At 63.4% G+C, this 16,084-nt stretch carries 13 protein-coding genes; 1 reads left to right on the forward strand and 12 read right to left on the reverse strand.

Going from position 1 to position 16,084, the window contains the following annotated elements:
* Positions 1-149: 149 nt before the first annotated feature.
* Positions 150-809: a phosphotransferase gene (locus J7302_RS05595; protein WP_215371597.1), complete on the forward strand. Its 660-nt coding sequence runs from the start codon at positions 150-152 to the stop codon at positions 807-809.
* A 35-nt stretch (positions 810-844) separates the two neighbouring features.
* Here J7302_RS05595 and J7302_RS05600 read toward each other — a convergent pair whose 3' ends face one another.
* From J7302_RS05600 to glnE, 12 genes are all read right to left on the reverse strand, one after another.
* The gene (locus J7302_RS05600; protein ID WP_215371599.1) at positions 845-2,296 is read right to left on the reverse strand and encodes a hypothetical protein; all 1,452 of its coding nucleotides are present in this window, start codon (positions 2,294-2,296) and stop codon (positions 845-847) included.
* A 53-nt stretch (positions 2,297-2,349) separates the two neighbouring features.
* A complete protein-coding gene (locus J7302_RS05605) occupies positions 2,350-3,252 on the reverse strand; it encodes a glycosyltransferase family 2 protein (protein WP_215371601.1) in 903 nt (300 codons plus the stop codon).
* The gene (locus J7302_RS05610; protein WP_215371603.1) at positions 3,242-4,999 is read right to left on the reverse strand and encodes a carbamoyltransferase family protein; all 1,758 of its coding nucleotides are present in this window, start codon (positions 4,997-4,999) and stop codon (positions 3,242-3,244) included. Before J7302_RS05610 ends, J7302_RS05605 begins: the two co-directional genes overlap by 11 nt.
* A 5-nt stretch (positions 5,000-5,004) precedes the next feature.
* Positions 5,005-6,462 (reverse strand): lipopolysaccharide kinase InaA family protein, encoded by a 1,458-nt coding sequence (locus J7302_RS05615; RefSeq protein WP_215371605.1) that lies wholly within the window; start codon positions 6,460-6,462, stop codon positions 5,005-5,007.
* Complete coding sequence (locus J7302_RS05620; RefSeq protein ID WP_215371607.1) at positions 6,459-7,214, reverse strand: lipopolysaccharide kinase InaA family protein; 756 nt, start codon at positions 7,212-7,214, stop codon at positions 6,459-6,461. Before J7302_RS05620 ends, J7302_RS05615 begins: the two co-directional genes overlap by 4 nt.
* Entirely contained in the window at positions 7,211-7,948 is a 738-nt protein-coding gene (locus J7302_RS05625) for a lipopolysaccharide kinase InaA family protein (RefSeq protein WP_215371609.1), read from the reverse strand. Before J7302_RS05625 ends, J7302_RS05620 begins: the two co-directional genes overlap by 4 nt.
* Positions 7,945-8,760 carry a lipopolysaccharide core heptose(I) kinase RfaP gene (gene rfaP, locus J7302_RS05630; RefSeq protein WP_215371611.1) on the reverse strand — a complete coding sequence of 272 codons (816 nt, stop codon included), beginning with the start codon at positions 8,758-8,760 and terminating at the stop codon, positions 7,945-7,947. Before rfaP ends, J7302_RS05625 begins: the two co-directional genes overlap by 4 nt.
* Positions 8,757-9,881: a glycosyltransferase family 4 protein gene (locus J7302_RS05635; RefSeq protein WP_215371614.1), complete on the reverse strand. Its 1,125-nt coding sequence runs from the start codon at positions 9,879-9,881 to the stop codon at positions 8,757-8,759. The genes rfaP and J7302_RS05635 overlap by 4 nt, the downstream gene beginning before the upstream one ends.
* The gene (gene waaC, locus J7302_RS05640; RefSeq protein ID WP_215371616.1) at positions 9,881-10,942 is read right to left on the reverse strand and encodes a lipopolysaccharide heptosyltransferase I; all 1,062 of its coding nucleotides are present in this window, start codon (positions 10,940-10,942) and stop codon (positions 9,881-9,883) included. The genes J7302_RS05635 and waaC overlap by 1 nt, the downstream gene beginning before the upstream one ends.
* Entirely contained in the window at positions 10,943-11,986 is a 1,044-nt protein-coding gene (gene waaF, locus J7302_RS05645) for a lipopolysaccharide heptosyltransferase II (protein WP_215371619.1), read from the reverse strand.
* A gap of 93 nt (positions 11,987-12,079) precedes the next feature.
* Complete coding sequence (gene ilvE / locus J7302_RS05650) at positions 12,080-13,003, reverse strand: branched-chain-amino-acid transaminase (protein WP_215371621.1); 924 nt, start codon at positions 13,001-13,003, stop codon at positions 12,080-12,082.
* Positions 13,004-13,045: 42 nt separating this feature from the next.
* Positions 13,046-15,991 (reverse strand): bifunctional [glutamate--ammonia ligase]-adenylyl-L-tyrosine phosphorylase/[glutamate--ammonia-ligase] adenylyltransferase, encoded by a 2,946-nt coding sequence (gene glnE / locus J7302_RS05655; RefSeq protein WP_215371623.1) that lies wholly within the window; start codon positions 15,989-15,991, stop codon positions 13,046-13,048.
* Positions 15,992-16,084: the final 93 nt, after the last annotated feature.

The following is a 16,084-nucleotide window of genomic DNA, read 5'->3' on the forward strand; positions in this document are numbered from 1 at the left end:
GAGCTCACACGTCGACGTTGCCGAAAAAGGCCGAAAAGCTTACCACAGCGGTGGCTGCCCCTAAGCCGAGGATCAATTAAGATGCCGCCTGGCCGGTGGCTCCCCGTCACCGATCCCCGCGCACAGGCGCGATGTGAAGAGTCTGATTGATGAGAGCGCTGCGAGAAACCGAACTCGAGACCCTGCTGCAAGGCGCCAAGACCATCGAGGCCGATGGTCATGGGCTCAAGGTGGCGCGCCTGGCCAATGGCAGCTTCCTGAAGCTGTTCCGCCGCAAACGGCTGCTTTCTTCGAGCCTGTGGTCGCCTCCTGCGCAACGCTTCGCCGATAACGCCAGGCAGCTGGTCAGCCTTGGCATTCCCGCACCGGTAATCATCGATACCTTCCAGTTGCCCCGGAACCGAGCCAATGGCGTGCTCTACGAGCCGCTACCCGGCGACACCCTGCGTAATCACTGGCGAGACCTCGAGCCGGCCAGGCGCAACTCTGAAGTCCAGAGCTTCGGCCGGTTCCTCGCGCGACTGCATCAGCTCGGCGTGTACTTCCGCTCGCTGCACCTGGGCAATGTACTGCTGCTTCCTGACGGCCAGTTCGGCCTGATCGACCTTTCGGACATGCGCATCAGCGGACATCCACTGGCAGCCGGGAAGCGACGCCGCAACCTACAGCACATACTTCGCTACAAGGAAGACGTGCAATGGCTGGTCAAGGAGCATCGCCCTGCCCTGCTCGAAGGTTATGCGCAAGGCAGCAGCGCTGAGTCGGCCAAGTCCCTGGCATCCGCTATCCAGCGCCTTCACCCGAACTGAGGAGATCGTCTGCTCGACGCTCCCCTCACCCCGGATCACTTGCCGATCACCAGCACCGTGGCGCCTTTGGCATTTTTGAAGTCAGCCAGAATCCGACGCCCATGCTTGTCCAGCCAGGGCTTCAACCAGGGCTCGTCCGCCTTGACCTCGATCGCGTAGTAGCGGAACTCGGCAACGTGCTCATCGCTCATGGCCTCCTCACGGCTCATACCCGGGGTGTGATAGCCCCACCCTGCGTAATAGCGAATACGCGGATCTTCGTAGTAGATGGTGTCGCTGCGCTGGAGATTCTGCGCCAGCCAGTGGCCCGCTTCGACGTAGTGGGTTTTCTTAGCCGACAGCGAGATCACATTGGCCAGCATCACCACAACTGCAACCGATGCCAGCACCTTGATCCCGCGCGGGAAACGCCGAGCCAGTTCCGCCATCGCCAGGATCGCGAGCGGAACCGCCAACAGGTTGAGGAAGCTGGTGTAGCGAGAGTTGATGAAGAACTGCTGGACGTAGAAGACCATCAAGACGATGAAGTACAACCCGCCCGCCCAGGCAAATGGCGAAAAGGACTTCAGATAAGGGCGCAGGCTGCGCCAACCATCGCGGAACAGAAAGGGAACACCGAACGGACCAAGCAGCCTGATGAACATCAGCACTGAGGTGGCGAGAAAACCGAAGAACAGTATTTTCCCAGCATCGTCTGCCGAGTATTTCGGCAGAACTTCAGAGCCCAATTGCTCGGCAATTGCCGAGAAGTTATGGAACATCACGCGAGGGTCCAGCAGCGCCAGGTAGTACTGGGCCCGCTCCAGCGGGAGCCGGTCGGTCGCCAGCAGACCGCCAAGGACGGCGCCGCCGAGGAGCATCGGCATCAGCACCAGTTGCAGCATCGAGCGCAGGCCAGCGGCGCTGCGGAGGCCTGGCAGCCGCCACAGGAACAGGGCTCCCATCAACAGGATGGCCTCCAGTCGGAACAGGGCGGCCATCGCCACAGCGGCTGAAATCAGGATGCCGCCAAGCCAGCCACCTCGCTCCTCCCAACGCAGCGCCAGCCATAGCGCAAGTGTCGAGAAGAACCAGAAGCCGAACTCGCGAAGGATCTCACCACGAAACCCATTGAAGGCCGGCATCGCCAGGACCACGAGACACGCCCATCCCCCCACGCCAGGCACTCGTCGCGTTACCGCGTCCACCAACAATGCGCAGGTGCCGGCCATGAAAAGCGCGCACCAGAGATAGCCGATAGCCTCCAGGGAGACTCCGGTAACGCTATGGGTCACACCGATCAGTATCGGGAACCAGGGCCAGTTGAACTTGGCCAGTGTCGCCGCCACGCCTTGCTCGTTGAAGGTTTGCGCAGCATCAAGGTAGAAGGCCGCGTCCTTACTGACCGTGACCTCGAAGTGCACGGCAATCCAGGACAACACCAGACTGCCGATAAAGGCCCAATGGGATGGGCGCAATCTGTTCACCTGACCGAAAAGTCCTTGCATCACAGCTCCAGAATTCATGACCAATGGCTGCTTTGGCGGCCACTTTTACCCATTCAACGTTTCAACCAGAGGCGCAGCGCCTTGCGGCTGTAGGACAGATTGAACAGCACACGCCAGTCAGTCCGGACCGCCTCGCGATAATAATCACGGGCGCCGTCGTGCTCGCCAGCCAGCAGGCAGGTGCGGAACAACGACAGGCAGCGCTGAGCGCGATAGCGCGGTTTGAGTGACTGGAGATCGGGCGACAACTGGCGGAAGACCTCGTCCACCAGCGCCAGGCCGACCTTGCGGGCTGCTGTCGCATTGTGGCGCAGGCTGCCGGGATGCTTGTGGACACGCGCCAGCATCAGGTCGAGAACCTCGACCCGTCCGCGGGTCAGGGTGTAGGCAAACACCGGGATATCTTCGCTGTGGCGCAGATGTTCGGGATAGGGGCGCTCAAGCAGGAGCTCGCGCAGGAACACACAGGCGCCGTGGCTGAGGGCGATCTTCTTGTCCAGCAAGTAGGCCTGGAGCCTCTGTAACGGCGCTCGGGGCACCGGGCTTGCAGGATGCGCGCGCTCGCGACCATCCGGCTCCACGGATACGTGCCCGGCCAGCCAGAGCCCGACGTCCGCTACCTGGCGCAAGTGCTCGCACAGTTGTGGCAGCGCGCCGTGCACCAACTCGTCGTCGGCATCCAGCAACAGTACATAGCGTCCACTTGCGAGGCGTACGCCATGGTTGCGCGCGGCGGAAGGACCGGCGTTGTCCTGGCGCACCCCCTGGAAGCGAGCGCCATAGCGCTCGCCCAGGGCGGCAAAGACCGCCGGAGTGTCATCGGTGGAGCCGTCGTCGACCACCCAGAGTTCGACTTCTTCGGTGGCCTGGGCCAACACTGACTCGACAGCACGCGGGAGGACAGCCGCGTAGTTGTAGCTGGGAATGACGACGCTAAGCAGGGGCTTAGCCGACATTGTCATACCAATCCACACCATCCTTGACGACCAGGATGTCTTCCATGATCAGGTACTGGAGGTCCGAGCCGTAGAACATGTTCAGTGCGTCGGTGGGCGAGCAGATCATCGGCTCGCCACGGCGATTGAGCGAGGTGTTCAGCGACACACCGTTGCCGGTGAGGTTTTCCAGCTCCTTCATCAGGTCATACCAGCGCGGGTTGTGGCGGCGCTCCAGCACCTGGGCGCGGGACGTGCCGTCTTCGTGCACCACTTCGCAGACGCGAGTCTTCCACTCTTCATTGACCTCGAAGGTGAAGGTCATGAAGGGCGACGGATGATCGACCTTGAGCATTTGCGACGCGACGGTGTCGAGCATCGACGGGCAGAACGGCCTCCAGCGCTCACGGAACTTGATCTGCTCGTTGATGCGGTCTGCCACGCCAGGCACGCTCGGGCAGCCGATGATGGAGCGGCCGCCGAGGGCACGCGGACCGAACTCCATGCGGCCCTGGAACCAGGCCACCGGGTTGCCTTCGACCATGATTTTGGCGATGCGCTGCGGAGTGTTCTCGATGCGCTTGAACACCGGCTTGTTCGGGTGCTTGGCACAGGCAGCGATGACGTCTTCGTTCGAGAAGGACGGGCCGAGGTAGACGTGCTCCATCTTCTCCACCGGCACGCCGCGCTTGTGCGAGATGTAAGCGGCAGCGCCCACTGCGGTACCGGCGTCGCCGGAGGCAGGCTGGACGAACAGTTCCTTCACCTCCGGACGAGCGATGATCTTCTGGTTGAGCTTGACGTTCAGCGCACAGCCGCCGGCGAAGGCGATCTTGCCGGTTTGGCGGATGATGTCGCCCAGGTAGTAATCCATCATCTCCAACGCCAGCTTCTCGAACAGTGCCTGCATGCTGGCGGCATAGTGGATGTAAGGATCGTCAGCGATATCGCCCTGGCGCTTCGGCCCCAGCCACTCGATCAGCTTGGGCGAGAAGTAATAGCCCTTGCCGTTTTCCTTGTAGCGGCGGAAACCGATGACGTTGGCGTAGTCGGTGTTGATGATCAGCTCACCGTTCTCGAACTTCGCCAGACGCGAGAAATCGTACTTGGCCGCGTCACCGTAAGGTGCCATGCCCATGACCTTGAACTCGCCGTCGAGCATCTCGAAGCCGAGGTACTCGGTGATCGCGCCATACAGGCCACCGAGGGAATCCGGGTCGTAGAATTCCTTGATCTTGTGGATCTTGCCGTTCTCGCCCCAGCCGAAGAAGGTGGTGGCGTATTCGCCCTTGCCGTCGATACCGAGGATCGCGGTCTTCTCGGTGAAACCCGAGCAATGATAGGCGCTGGAGGCGTGGGCCAGATGGTGCTCGACCGGCTCGATCTTCACCTTCTTGGCATCGAAACCCAGTTGTTCCAGGCACCAGACGATCTTCTTGCGGTAGCGCTTGTAGCGGCGATTGCCCATGAGGATCGCGTCCAGCGCGCGGTCCGGGGCGTACCAGTAGCGCTTGGCGTAGTGCCAGCGGGCCTTGCCGAACAGGCTGATGGGCGCGAAGGGAATCGCCACCACATCGACATCGGAAGGCTTGATTCCGGCCTGCTCCAGGCAGAACTTGGCCGACTCGTAGGGCATGCGGTTCTTCGCGTGCTTGTCGCGCACGAAGCGCTCTTCTTCGGCGGCCGCGATCAGCTTGCCGTCGATGTATAGCGCGGCGGAAGGATCATGGCTGAGGGCGCCGGAAAGGCCGAGAATCGTCAATGCCACGGAGGTTAGCCTCTTTCAGGGCAGGTGCCGGGCACCTGCGGTAAACGTTTGTCCAGTAACTGGAACAGCGCCGAGTCGGCAGGCCAATTCCTCAAGAAGCGCGCGCGGTCGCGGGCGAAGGCCTTGGCGAACCCATGCTGGCTGCGGTGGTGGCGCACAGCGTCGAGATCGATCAAGGCCCAGCGGCCGTCCTGCCAGAACAGGTTGGTGCCCTTCAGGTCGCCATGGCTGATCCGTTCACGGATCAGTGCGGCAAACAGTTGGTCGAGGGCCTGCAATTCGGCTTCGGGAGGAACGCCTGCCCGGTCCGGATTGTCCAGATAGGGCTTAAAACGCGCGATTATATCTTGCCCGGAGAGATATTCGGTAATCAGGTAGGCGCGCCCGCGCAACCAGCAGAACCGGCGCTCGAGCACGGCCAGCGGACGCGGGGTGGCGATACCGAGGAAGTCCAGGCGGTTGCCCTCGCGCCAGCTGTGCCAGGCACGACTGGGGCGCCAGAAGCGTGTCAGCCAGTGCATCAGTCCCTTGATGTTGTAGCGCTTGATCAAGACATCGCGCCCCGCCACAAGAACCTGGGCGACCGTCGCGGTGGCGCCGTCCTTGAGCCGGCGACCTTGCTGCAGGGCGGCATCCGGTTCATCCAGCAGCGGCGCAAGTGTTGGCTCAGCCTCGCGGCGAACGGCCCGCAGGCTGAACGCGCTGCGAACTACGCTGAACAAGCTGCAATCACGGGCGACCTTTGCCATGAAGTCGCCAAGCCGCCAGCGTCTAACCCGGGCGATTTCCTTTTGCAGAGCCTCCAGCGGCAGCGCGTGCTCGCCATTGACCAGCAGGTAGTGCACCAGCAACTCCTCGAGGAAAGGATCGAGCGCCGTCGGCAGCTGAGCGAAGAATACGCCGAGGTTGGCCAGTACCTTGTCGCGCGACAAAGGTTCGCCCGGGCTTTCCGCCTTGATGCCACCGCCATCGATGACATACAGGGTGTCGCCGTGACGAAGCAGGTTGTCCAGGTGCAGGTCTTCCTGCGCCAGTCCCACCGCATGCATCCTGGCGATGGTTGCCAAGGCCTCACCCAGCACAGCCTGCTGGCCATCGGATAACGGCGTGTCGCGCTCGACCTCACGCCAGGCATCCCAGAGGCTATCGGCACCGCCCAGATAATCGAACAACAGCCAGCCGCCCTCGCCTTCCAGTGTTCCGTCCGCCAGCAACTCCGGTGTCGCGAGCCCTTGCTGATGCAGCGCGCGGACACCTGCAAGCTCACGCTGATAATGGCGCTGCGCCTTGCTACCCACCAACAACTTGGCCAGCACTTTGCGCCCCTCCCAGAGCGCTACGCCGACGTAGCGCTGCCCGGGCAGCACCCGCAGCAGACTGATCAGCTCGATGCCGCCAGCCATCTCCAGGCGCAATGGCAGCTGCGGATTGCGTCCGGCCTGGGCCAGTTCAGCCAACTTCACTGATTGCGCTCCTTGTTCTGTCGACGGCTGCTCAGGCGCGCAAGCCAATCGGCAACCTTGGGCGAGTCACTCGGTTGCTGCAGATAGAACCCCAGTAACTCGCGCACTTCAGACTCACCCCAGGCATCGGCTCGGCGCACCAGCGCCTCCAGATCCTTTACCCGATCTCGACGCCCCAACAACAGCGGACGGGTCTTCTCCAGGTCAATGACGCAGGCCTCGAAGCCGTCGCCGGCCTCTCGCAGGAACACGTGTTTGGGGTAGAAGCAACCATGCATCTGCCATGACTGATGAAGCCGCCACGCCAGGCCAGCCACCGCGACGAGCAAGGCTGAGCGCTGGGCGGCTGCAAGCATCGGCCAGGACGCCAGCCAGTCCGCCAGCTCACGCCAGCCATCCAGGGCCCGCGTGACGAGGATGGCCCGGCACTCGCCATCCACTTGGCGCGCACCGAAAAAGGCAGCCTGCAAAGCGGGTATGCCCAGCCGCTCGTAGCGGCGGATATTGCGGAACTCCCGGGCGAAGGTCGGCTCGCCCAGCGGCCGCGCCAGGCTACGACTGAAGAAGTTGCTCTGCCGTTTGAGGTAGTAGGCGGCCTCGCCCAGCTCCAGCCGGAACACGCTGCTCCAGCCGCCGCGCCCGGTGTTGGGTTCATCCACTGCTTGCAGCCGCGCAGCCCAGAGCGCATCGAAACTGTCCAGGCCATGGCGGGCGAGAATCTCGCGATCCGCCAGGGCGATGAAATCACTCATTCGCGCCCCTCGAAGAATTTTACGATCCGCAGCACTTGGCGCTTGTCCGCGGCATTGAGGCGCTGGCGCCCCTGGTACTGCAGGTAGAAACGCAAACGCTGGCTGCGCGTCAGGTGGTACTTGGCCACCTTGTCCAGGCACGCCAGGTCCTTGATCACCCGATAACGCAGGAAAGGTCCCCACCAGAAGGTCCCGGTAGGGCAATCGATCAGGAACAGGCGACCAGCCTGATCCACCAGCAGGTTGCGCCACTTGAGGTCGTTGTGGGCGAAGTGGTGGTCATGCAGGGTACGCGTTGCCCGTGCCAGCTGCCGACTGACGCCATCGACCCAATGCGGGTCAGCCAGGCGCGGGTCGTGCTGCAGAGCCATGACCGCCATATCGACCGTGCCAGCCAGCTCCCGAGTGATCAGTGCGCCACGGTGAAACGCCCCAACTCGGCGCTCCATTCCCCAGCCCACCAAGGGCGCTGTCGAGATACCCCAGTTGGCGAAGTGCTTGAGATTCTGCCACTCGGCCTTGACCCGTGGTCTGCCGATCCAGCGACGCAGCCCCTTGCCCGCAGCCCAGTAGCGTTTGACGTAATAGCGCACACCGCGATGCTCGACCCGCAGGACCTCGGACAGCGGATCACCGGTGATCCAGTCACCCTGCAGGGCAAATACTCTGTCCAGGTCACCGAACAGAGCGGCCACTTCGGCCTCCAGGCCCTCGGCAAGTTTCCATTGGCTCAAGCCTGGTCTCCCCCGGCGTACTTGCGCTCGTAGCGCGAAAGCAGGCGCACGGCCTTCTGCTCGAGCCACGCCAGCAGGCGGGCTTCATCGCGCAATACCTGACGCAACGGCTGGCGGAAGTAGGCCTTGAGAAAACGCAGCTTGTCACGCTGGGTCAGGCCAATGTTCAGGGCAGAGAAGTACAGCCCGGCCAGGTCCTTGTTACGCCAGCGAGTAGGCGTCCGCTCACGGGTTTGCGCACGATGCAGATCGATCACCGACAGCTTGAAATCGTCGGCACGCACCGGCCGCTCCGTGTGCAGGAGAAAATGGCAGATGTAGCAATCGCGATGATTGACCCCCGCCCGATGCATACCGCCGGTCATCCGCGCCACTTCATCGATCAGCGCCCACTTGAGACGTACAGGTGGAGGATTGCGCAGCCAGTCGAGGCAGAAGTCCTCCAGGCTGACCGTAGGCGCGAGCTCTTCGGTGATGATGAAGGAGTGCTGGCGCGCCGGATTGCTGCCGCGCTCACCGAAGGCTACGGCGGTCATGGTCGGCACGCCGACCTCATGCAGGCGCTGGATCGCCGCCCATTCCTGCGCTGCGCCGAGCACCGGCGCCCGCGCCGACACCAGGTTCTTGATGATCTCGCCCCAGCCGATGCCGCGGTGGATCTTGACGAAGTAGCCGCGACCCTCGACCTCGGTGCGCAGGGTCCGCCGGCCTTCCAGCTCGCGGTACACCTGTCCCTGCAACGCTTCCACCTCGGCGAAAGCATCACGCCCGGCCCACAGTCGCTCGAAGGGTGGCTTCAGCATCAGGTTCATGAAGATCGCTCCGCGAGGATCACGTCCGCGGCATGCTGCGGCATGCTGTAGAGGTCAGCGCTGTCGGCGAAGGCCAGACCATTGGCGCTCCAGCGCAGGCGTGCGGCAGGATCGGCAAGCATCTCTGCGAGCATGCGGTTCAACGCTTCTTGTTGGAACGGGCTAGACACTACGCGGCCGCTGTCCGCTTCTGCAATGTAATGGGCATAGCCGCAGACGTCGGTGACCAGCACAGGCAGCCCGGCGACCAGCGCTTCCAGCAGTACGGTGCCGGTGTTCTCGTTGTAAGCGGGGTGGATCAGCAGGTCTGCCCCAAGCAGGAAGCGCGGAATGTCGCTGCGTCCCTTGAGAATGTCGACCTGGTCAGAAATACCCAATGCCTTCACTTGCAGCAGGAAGGGCTTCGGGTCGTCCTGACCGATGACGATCAGCCGAGTGCGCTTGCGCAGTTCGCGGGGCAGGTCGGCCAGCGCCTTGAGGCTGCGATCCAGGCCCTTGGTCTTGAATCCAGAACCGATCTGCGCCAGCAACAGGTCGTCGTTACCCAACTTGAACTCGCGCCGGAAGTCGGCGCGAATCTCGGCAGCATTGGCCGGCGCGCGGCGATCTGCGGCAATCCCCGGCGGCAGCAGGTGGAAGCGCCGGGCCGGTGTGGCGTAATGCTTGACGAACAACGGCTGCTGCACTTCGGAGATCATCAATATCTCGGTGCGCGAATCCGGCGCGAACACCGCGCGCTCGTAGTCGGAGAAGTGCTTGTAACGTCCCCAGCGGCGATAGAGCCCATTGCGCAGCGTCTGCGCCTTGTCTTCGAAGCAGGGGTCGGCGGCGTAGTAGACGTCCAGCCCCGGCATCTTGTTGAAACCGATCACCCGGTCGACTGGGCGGCGCGCCAGGTCAGCCTCGACCCAAGCGGTGAACTTCTCGTTGCGCTTGTGATTGAACAGCGCCTTGACCGGTGCGATCAGCACCTCGAAGCCGTCCGGGACCTCGCCTTCCCAGATCATGGTGTAGACGCGAATGGCATGCCCCCGGCGTTGGCATTCCAGGGCAATGCGCATGAAATCACGTTGCAGCCCGCCGAAGGGGAAGTACTTGTAGAGCACGAATGCCAATTGCATCAGTGGATATCCTCGGTCAGCAGCAGGGCTTCCAGCTGGGTCGCTACGCGCTGCGGATTCAGCCGCGTGAAACATAGCGGCTGTTCGCGGTCGAGGTCGAACAGGCGGCGATCCTCCGCCGTCGGCTTATAGGCGCAGGTTTTCTTCAGGCACGGCGCACAGGGGAAATCGCTCCCCAAATGGATCTGCGCACGCCCATAAGCGCCGGTGAAACCCGGATTGGTCGGACCGTAGAGCGACAACGTCGGCACGTCGAGCGCGGCAGCCAGATGCCCGAGCCCGGTGTCGACGGCGACACAAGCACGCGCCCCCGCCACGACCTTGGCCATGCCCGCGAGGGACAATCTGGGGAGCACCGCGGCGTTTTCCAAGCCCTCGGCGATCCGCTCGGCGCGCGCCTTCTCGCTCGGATTGCCCCACGGCAGACGCACATGCCAGCCGTGCTCGCAGGCGCGCTCGGTCAACTCGCGCCAGTAGGCTTCCGGCCAGTGCTTGGTGTCCCAGGTGGTGCCATGGAGGAACAGCAGGTAAGGTGCACCACCTTGGGAATCGGCCAACTGCGCACGGCTCAGGCCGTAATCGCCGACGCCTTCCGGCAGGCGGTAGTCGAGGGCCTGCGCGAATAATTGGCGCACCCGCTCGACGGCATGCTGGCCCCAGGCGACCGGATAGGCTCGGTCATAGAAGCGGCTGGCCGCCGGTTCACGGGCAGAGTCACGGTCCAGCCCTGCCACCGGCGCCTTGGCGTAACGGCTCAGCAGCGCGCTCTTGAGCAGGCCCTGCGCGTCGATCACCAGGTCGTAGTCGACCTCGCGCAGGCGGCGCTTGAAGCGGCGCCACTCGCCATTCTTCAGGGTCTGCCAGAGGTTCTTGCGCCAGCGGCGGATGGCCACCGGGATGACCTGGGCCACCGCCGGGTGCCAGGCAGGAATTTCGGCGAAGCCTTCTTCCACTACCCAGTCGAACTGGATGCCGGGGATTGCCCGCCGGGCATCGGTCAACGCCGGAAGGGTGTGAATCACATCGCCCAGGGAGGATGTCTTGATCAGCAATACCCGCACTCAGCTAATCTCCGTCAGCTCGAGCGGGTCCGGCACCAGGCGGTCCAGCGCATCCACCACCGGGCGCGGCTGAAGCTCGCGCAGGCAGTTGTAGTGCCCGAAGCGGCAGGTGCGCTCGAAGCAGGGGCTGCAGTCCAGGCCGAGGCGGACGATTTCCACCTGCTCCGCCAGCGGCGGGGTGAACTGCGGCGAGGTCGAGCCGTAGACCGCAACCAGCGGGCGCGCCAGGGCAGCAGCCACGTGCATCAGCCCGGAATCGTTGGAAACCACCGCGGTCGCACAGGACATCAGGTCGATGGCCTCCGCCAGACTGGTCTGCCCGGCCAGGTTCACCACTTCCTCGCGCAGGCCAGGGATCAGCCGCATGCGGATGTCTTCGCCGCCGGGGTGGTCGTTCTTCGAGCCGAACAGCCAGACCTGCCAGCCTGAACGAATCTTCACCTCGGCTACCTTGGCATAGTGTTCGGCCGGCCAGCGCTTGGCCTCACCGAATTCGGCGCCCGGACAGAGCGCCAGAACCGGTCGATCCAGCCCCAGACCAAACTTGGCCAGCGCTGCGTCGCGGCTGGCCGGATCGATGCGCAGGGACGGCCGCGGGTAAGGTTTGGGCAACTCGGCACCCGGCTCGAACGCCAGCGCCATGAAGCGCTCGATCATCAGCGGCAGACGCTGCTTGTCCAGGGTACGGATGTCATTGAGCAGGCCGTAGCGCATCTCGCCCTTCCAGCCCGTGCGCTTGGGAATACCTGCGAAGAACGGCACCAGCGCCGACTTCAGCGAATTAGGCAGAAGAATCGCCTGGTCGTAATGCCCAGCCAGCGATTTGCCGATCTTGCGCCTGGCGGCGATATCCAGCACGCCATGGCCAAGCGGAAAACTCAGTGCCCGCCGGACTTCGGGCATGCGCTCGAGGATGGGGCGACTCCATTCGGGAGCCAGCACATCGATCTGGCAGTCGGGATGACGACTGCGCAGGCACTGGAACAGCGTCTGCGCCATCACCATGTCGCCGACCCAGGAGGGTCCTACGATCAGAATGTTCATAAAGGCAGCTTCAAGCCCCAAGCAACAAGCCGCAAGCGACAAGCAGCTTCCACCACTTGCAGCTTGCGGCTTGTCCCTTGCAGCCTTGTCGGTTTATTTGACCAGCGTACGCCATTCGGCGTGGGCCGAGGTCTTGCCGGTCACCAGGTCGAAGTAGGCTTTCTGCAGCTTCTCGGTCACCGGACCACGACGGCCGATGCCGATCTTGCGGCCATCGACTTCGCGGATCGGCGTGACTTCAGCGGCGGTGCCTGTGAAGAAAGCCTCGTCGGCGATGTACACCTCGTCACGGGTAATCCGCTTTTCCACCAGCTTGATGCCGTGCTCTTCAGCCAGGCGCAGCACGGTGGCGCGGGTGATGCCGTTGAGGCAGGCAGTGACTTCGGGGGTGTAGATCACACCATCCTTGATGATGAAGATATTCTCGCCGGAGCCTTCGGCCACATAGCCTTCCGGATCGAGCATCATCGCCTCGTCGGCACCACCGGAAATCGCTTCCTGCAGGGCCAGCATGGAGTTGATGTAGGCACCGTTGGACTTGGCGCGGGTCATCGAGATGTTCACGTGGTGACGGGTAAAGGAGCTGGTGCGCACCTTGATGCCCACTTCCAGGGCTTCGTCACCCATGTAGGCGCCCCAGTTCCAGGCAGCGACGATCACGTGGACCTTCAGGCCGGTGGCGCGCAGGCCCATGCCTTCGGATCCGTAGAAGACCATCGGGCGGATGTAGGCGCTTTCCAGCTTGTTCTCACGAACGGCGGCACGGGTGGCCTCGTTGATCTCGTCCTTGGTGTACGGGATCTGCATGTTCATGATGTGAGCGGAGTCGAACAGGCGGTCGGTGTGCGCCTGCAGGCGGAAGATCGCCGTGCCGTCCGGGGTGTTGTAGGCACGCACGCCTTCGAACACGCCCATCCCGTAATGCAGGGTGTGGGTCAGCACGTGGGTGGTCGCTTCGCGCCAAGGCACCAGTTCGCCGTCATACCAGATCACACCATCACGATCGGCCATCGACATATTGCCAGCTCCTCAAGAATTCGATTGGTTCAGCCAGGTGAGTCAGCTCAAGCCCAACTCGCGCCAGATCCGCATCACGCCGTGGCGCTCCGCCTGGAACTGGTCCCCACCCACTACGCCAGGCTGCTTCTGCAGGGCTTGGCGGTGGGCCGCCGAACGGTAGGCTTTGTAGGCTTCCTGCAGCAGGCGAACCTCGTCGCCAGCCAGCAGACCTGCCTGCTCCAGGCCATCCAGAATGCGGATGTTATCGGTGTAACGCACCAGTTCAGGGTGCTGTCGCGACCAGGCCAGGGCCGCATATTGCACCATAAATTCGATATCGACGATACCGCCGGCATCCTGCTTCAGATCGAAGGAGGCCGTAGCCGAGAAGGCATTTTCCGCCGTTCCGGCTGCGGTTTCGCGGGTGCCGAGGGTACTGCGCATCTTCGCGCGCATCTCGCTGACCTCGGTTCGCAGGGTCGGCAGATCGCGCTCCCGACCGAGCACCGCCAGGCGCACCTGCTCAAAAGCAGCAGCAACCCGAGGCGATCCCACCAACACGCGGGCACGCACCAAGGCCTGGTGCTCCCAGGTCCAGGCCTCGCTGTCCTGGTAGCGCTGGAACGCGCCCAGGGAGCTGACCAAAAGGCCGGAGGCGCCGGAAGGCCGCAGGCGCATGTCCACCTCGTACAGCGCACCCGATGTGGTCTGAGTGGTCAGCAGATGGATGATGCGCTGGCCCAGGCGGGTGAAGAACTGGGCGCCATCGATCGGCTTTGCGCCATCAGTCTCGGCCTGGGGGTCGCCATCATGGATGAACACCAGGTCGAGGTCAGAACCATGGCCGAACTCCAGCCCGCCCACCTTGCCGTAGCCAACGATGATGAAGTCCGGATCGCACAAGCTTCCGTCCGCGCGCTTGGGCGTACCGTAGCGCGCCACAGTCTGGCGCCAGGACAGGGCCAGCACCTGGTCGAGAATGGCCTCGGCCAGCCAGGTCAGGTAATCACTGACCTTCATCAAGGGCAGGGTACCGGCGATCTCCGATGCGGCGACCCGCAGGCCATGAGCCAGCTTGAAGTGCCGCAGGGCCTCCATCTGCTGTTCCAGATCGTCCTCGGGGATTCGCGTCAGCCGTTCGCGCAACTCCGCAGCCAGCTCCGGCGCCAGCGGCGGACGGTAGAGCCGCCCTTCATTAAGGAGTTCGTCGAGCAGCAGGGGAAAGCGCGTGATCTGCTCGGCGATCCAGGGACTGGCCGCGCACAGCTGGATCAAGCGCTGCAAGGCCCCCGGGTTCTCGGTAAGCAGCACCAGGTACGCCGAGCGTCGTGCCACCCTCTCGACCAGGGGCAGCACACGCTCCAGCACCAGGTCAGGGTTCGCGTGCTCAACGGTCATGTTCAGCAGGCGTGGAATGAAGGCATCCAGGCGTTCACGCCCCAGGCGCTGCATCGCCCGGACTTGCGGCCCGGTACGCAGGTCGGTCAGGCGCCGCCACGCCGCAGCGGGCTCGGCAAAGCCGGCCTCGGCCAACTGACGGCTGGCGCTCTCTTCATCCAGCGCCTCTTCCCAGAGCGGCAGCCATTCGCCACCAATGCAGGTCTCCCCGTCACCACCCTCTTCTTCATCCGGATCAGCGATGACCTGACGGAAGTGCCAATCGATCCGGCCGCGCCAGTAGGTCAGCCGCTCATGGAAAGCCATCCAATCATCGAAGCCCATGATGAATGCCACGCGCGCCCGGTCCAGCTCGCCATCCGGCAGCATCTGCGTCTGACGGTCGGCGATCGCTTGCAGGGCATGCTCCGTGTAACGCAGGAACTCGTAGCCCTCCTTCAACTCCGCCACCACCGGCGGCGGCAGGTAACCCTGCCCCTCCAGGGTGTCCAGCACCTTCAACAGCGGCCGCTGTTGCAGACTCAGATCGCGCCCTCCATGAATCAGCTGAAAGGCCTGAGCGATGAACTCCACTTCGCGGATCCCACCCGAACCGAGCTTGACGTTCTCGGTCATGCCCTTGCGTCGCACTTCCTGCTGAATCAGCTGCTTCATCGAGCGCAAGGCCTCGACGGCCGAAAAATCCAGGTAACGTCGATAGACGAAAGGCCGCAGCATTTGCAGCAACTGGCCACCCGCAACCTGGTCGCCAGCCACGACCCTGGCCTTGATCATCGCGTAGCGTTCCCAGTCACGACCCTGATCCTGGTAGTACTGTTCCAGCGCATTGAAGCTGAACACCAGGGGGCCGGAGGATCCGTAAGGACGCAGGCGCATGTCGACACGGAAGACGAAGCCGTCCACCGTGATCACGTCCAGCGCCTTGATCAGCCGCTGTCCGAGGCGAGTGAAGAACTCCTGGTTATCCAGCGCGCGCTTGGCACCCTCTGTTTCGCCTCCCTCCGGGTAGCCGAAGATCAGATCGATATCGGACGACAGGTTCAGCTCATGGGCACCCAGCTTGCCCATGCCGAGAACCACCAGATGCTGCGGCTGGCCGGAGCGGCGGCCGATGGGCGTGCCGAACTGCACACAGTGGCGGCCATATAGCCATTGATAGGCAAGATCGATACTGGCGTCGGCCAGATCAGAGAGATCGTTGCACGTCTCCGCCAGGTCGGCTTGCCGGGTCAGGTCGCGCCAGATGATGCGCACCTGTTGGCGATTACGGTAACGGCGCAGGCGACGCGCCAGCTCGTCCTCATCCGGACAATCATCCAGCAGCGACGCCAATTGCGCGCGCAGTTCGCCCGTCGCAAAGCTGCGCTCAAGCTCGCCGGAAGCTGTCAGGGCCAGCAACATCGAAGGATCGCGCGCAGCCTGCTCGGCGACGAAATCACTGGCACCGCTCACACGAGCAAAATCAGCCTGCTGCTCGTCGGGCCAGGTATCCAGTTCTGCAGCGGGAACGCCGGGAACTTGTGCGAGTGTAGTGCGAAAGGCCGCCAACGCCCGATCGGCGCTGGATTGGAGGGTGGCCGACAAGGCGGCCAGCGGCGGCAGGCTCATGGTCTATCCTTTTCTGGCTGCCGCCCCAGGGGCGGGCAGCAGGCTCAGCGACAGCAGAACGGCTCTAGATCAATGATTTCAGCCGAACACCCG

Source organism: Metapseudomonas boanensis, from assembly GCF_018704125.1.
Classification (GTDB): Bacteria; Pseudomonadota; Gammaproteobacteria; order Pseudomonadales; family Pseudomonadaceae; genus Metapseudomonas; species Metapseudomonas boanensis.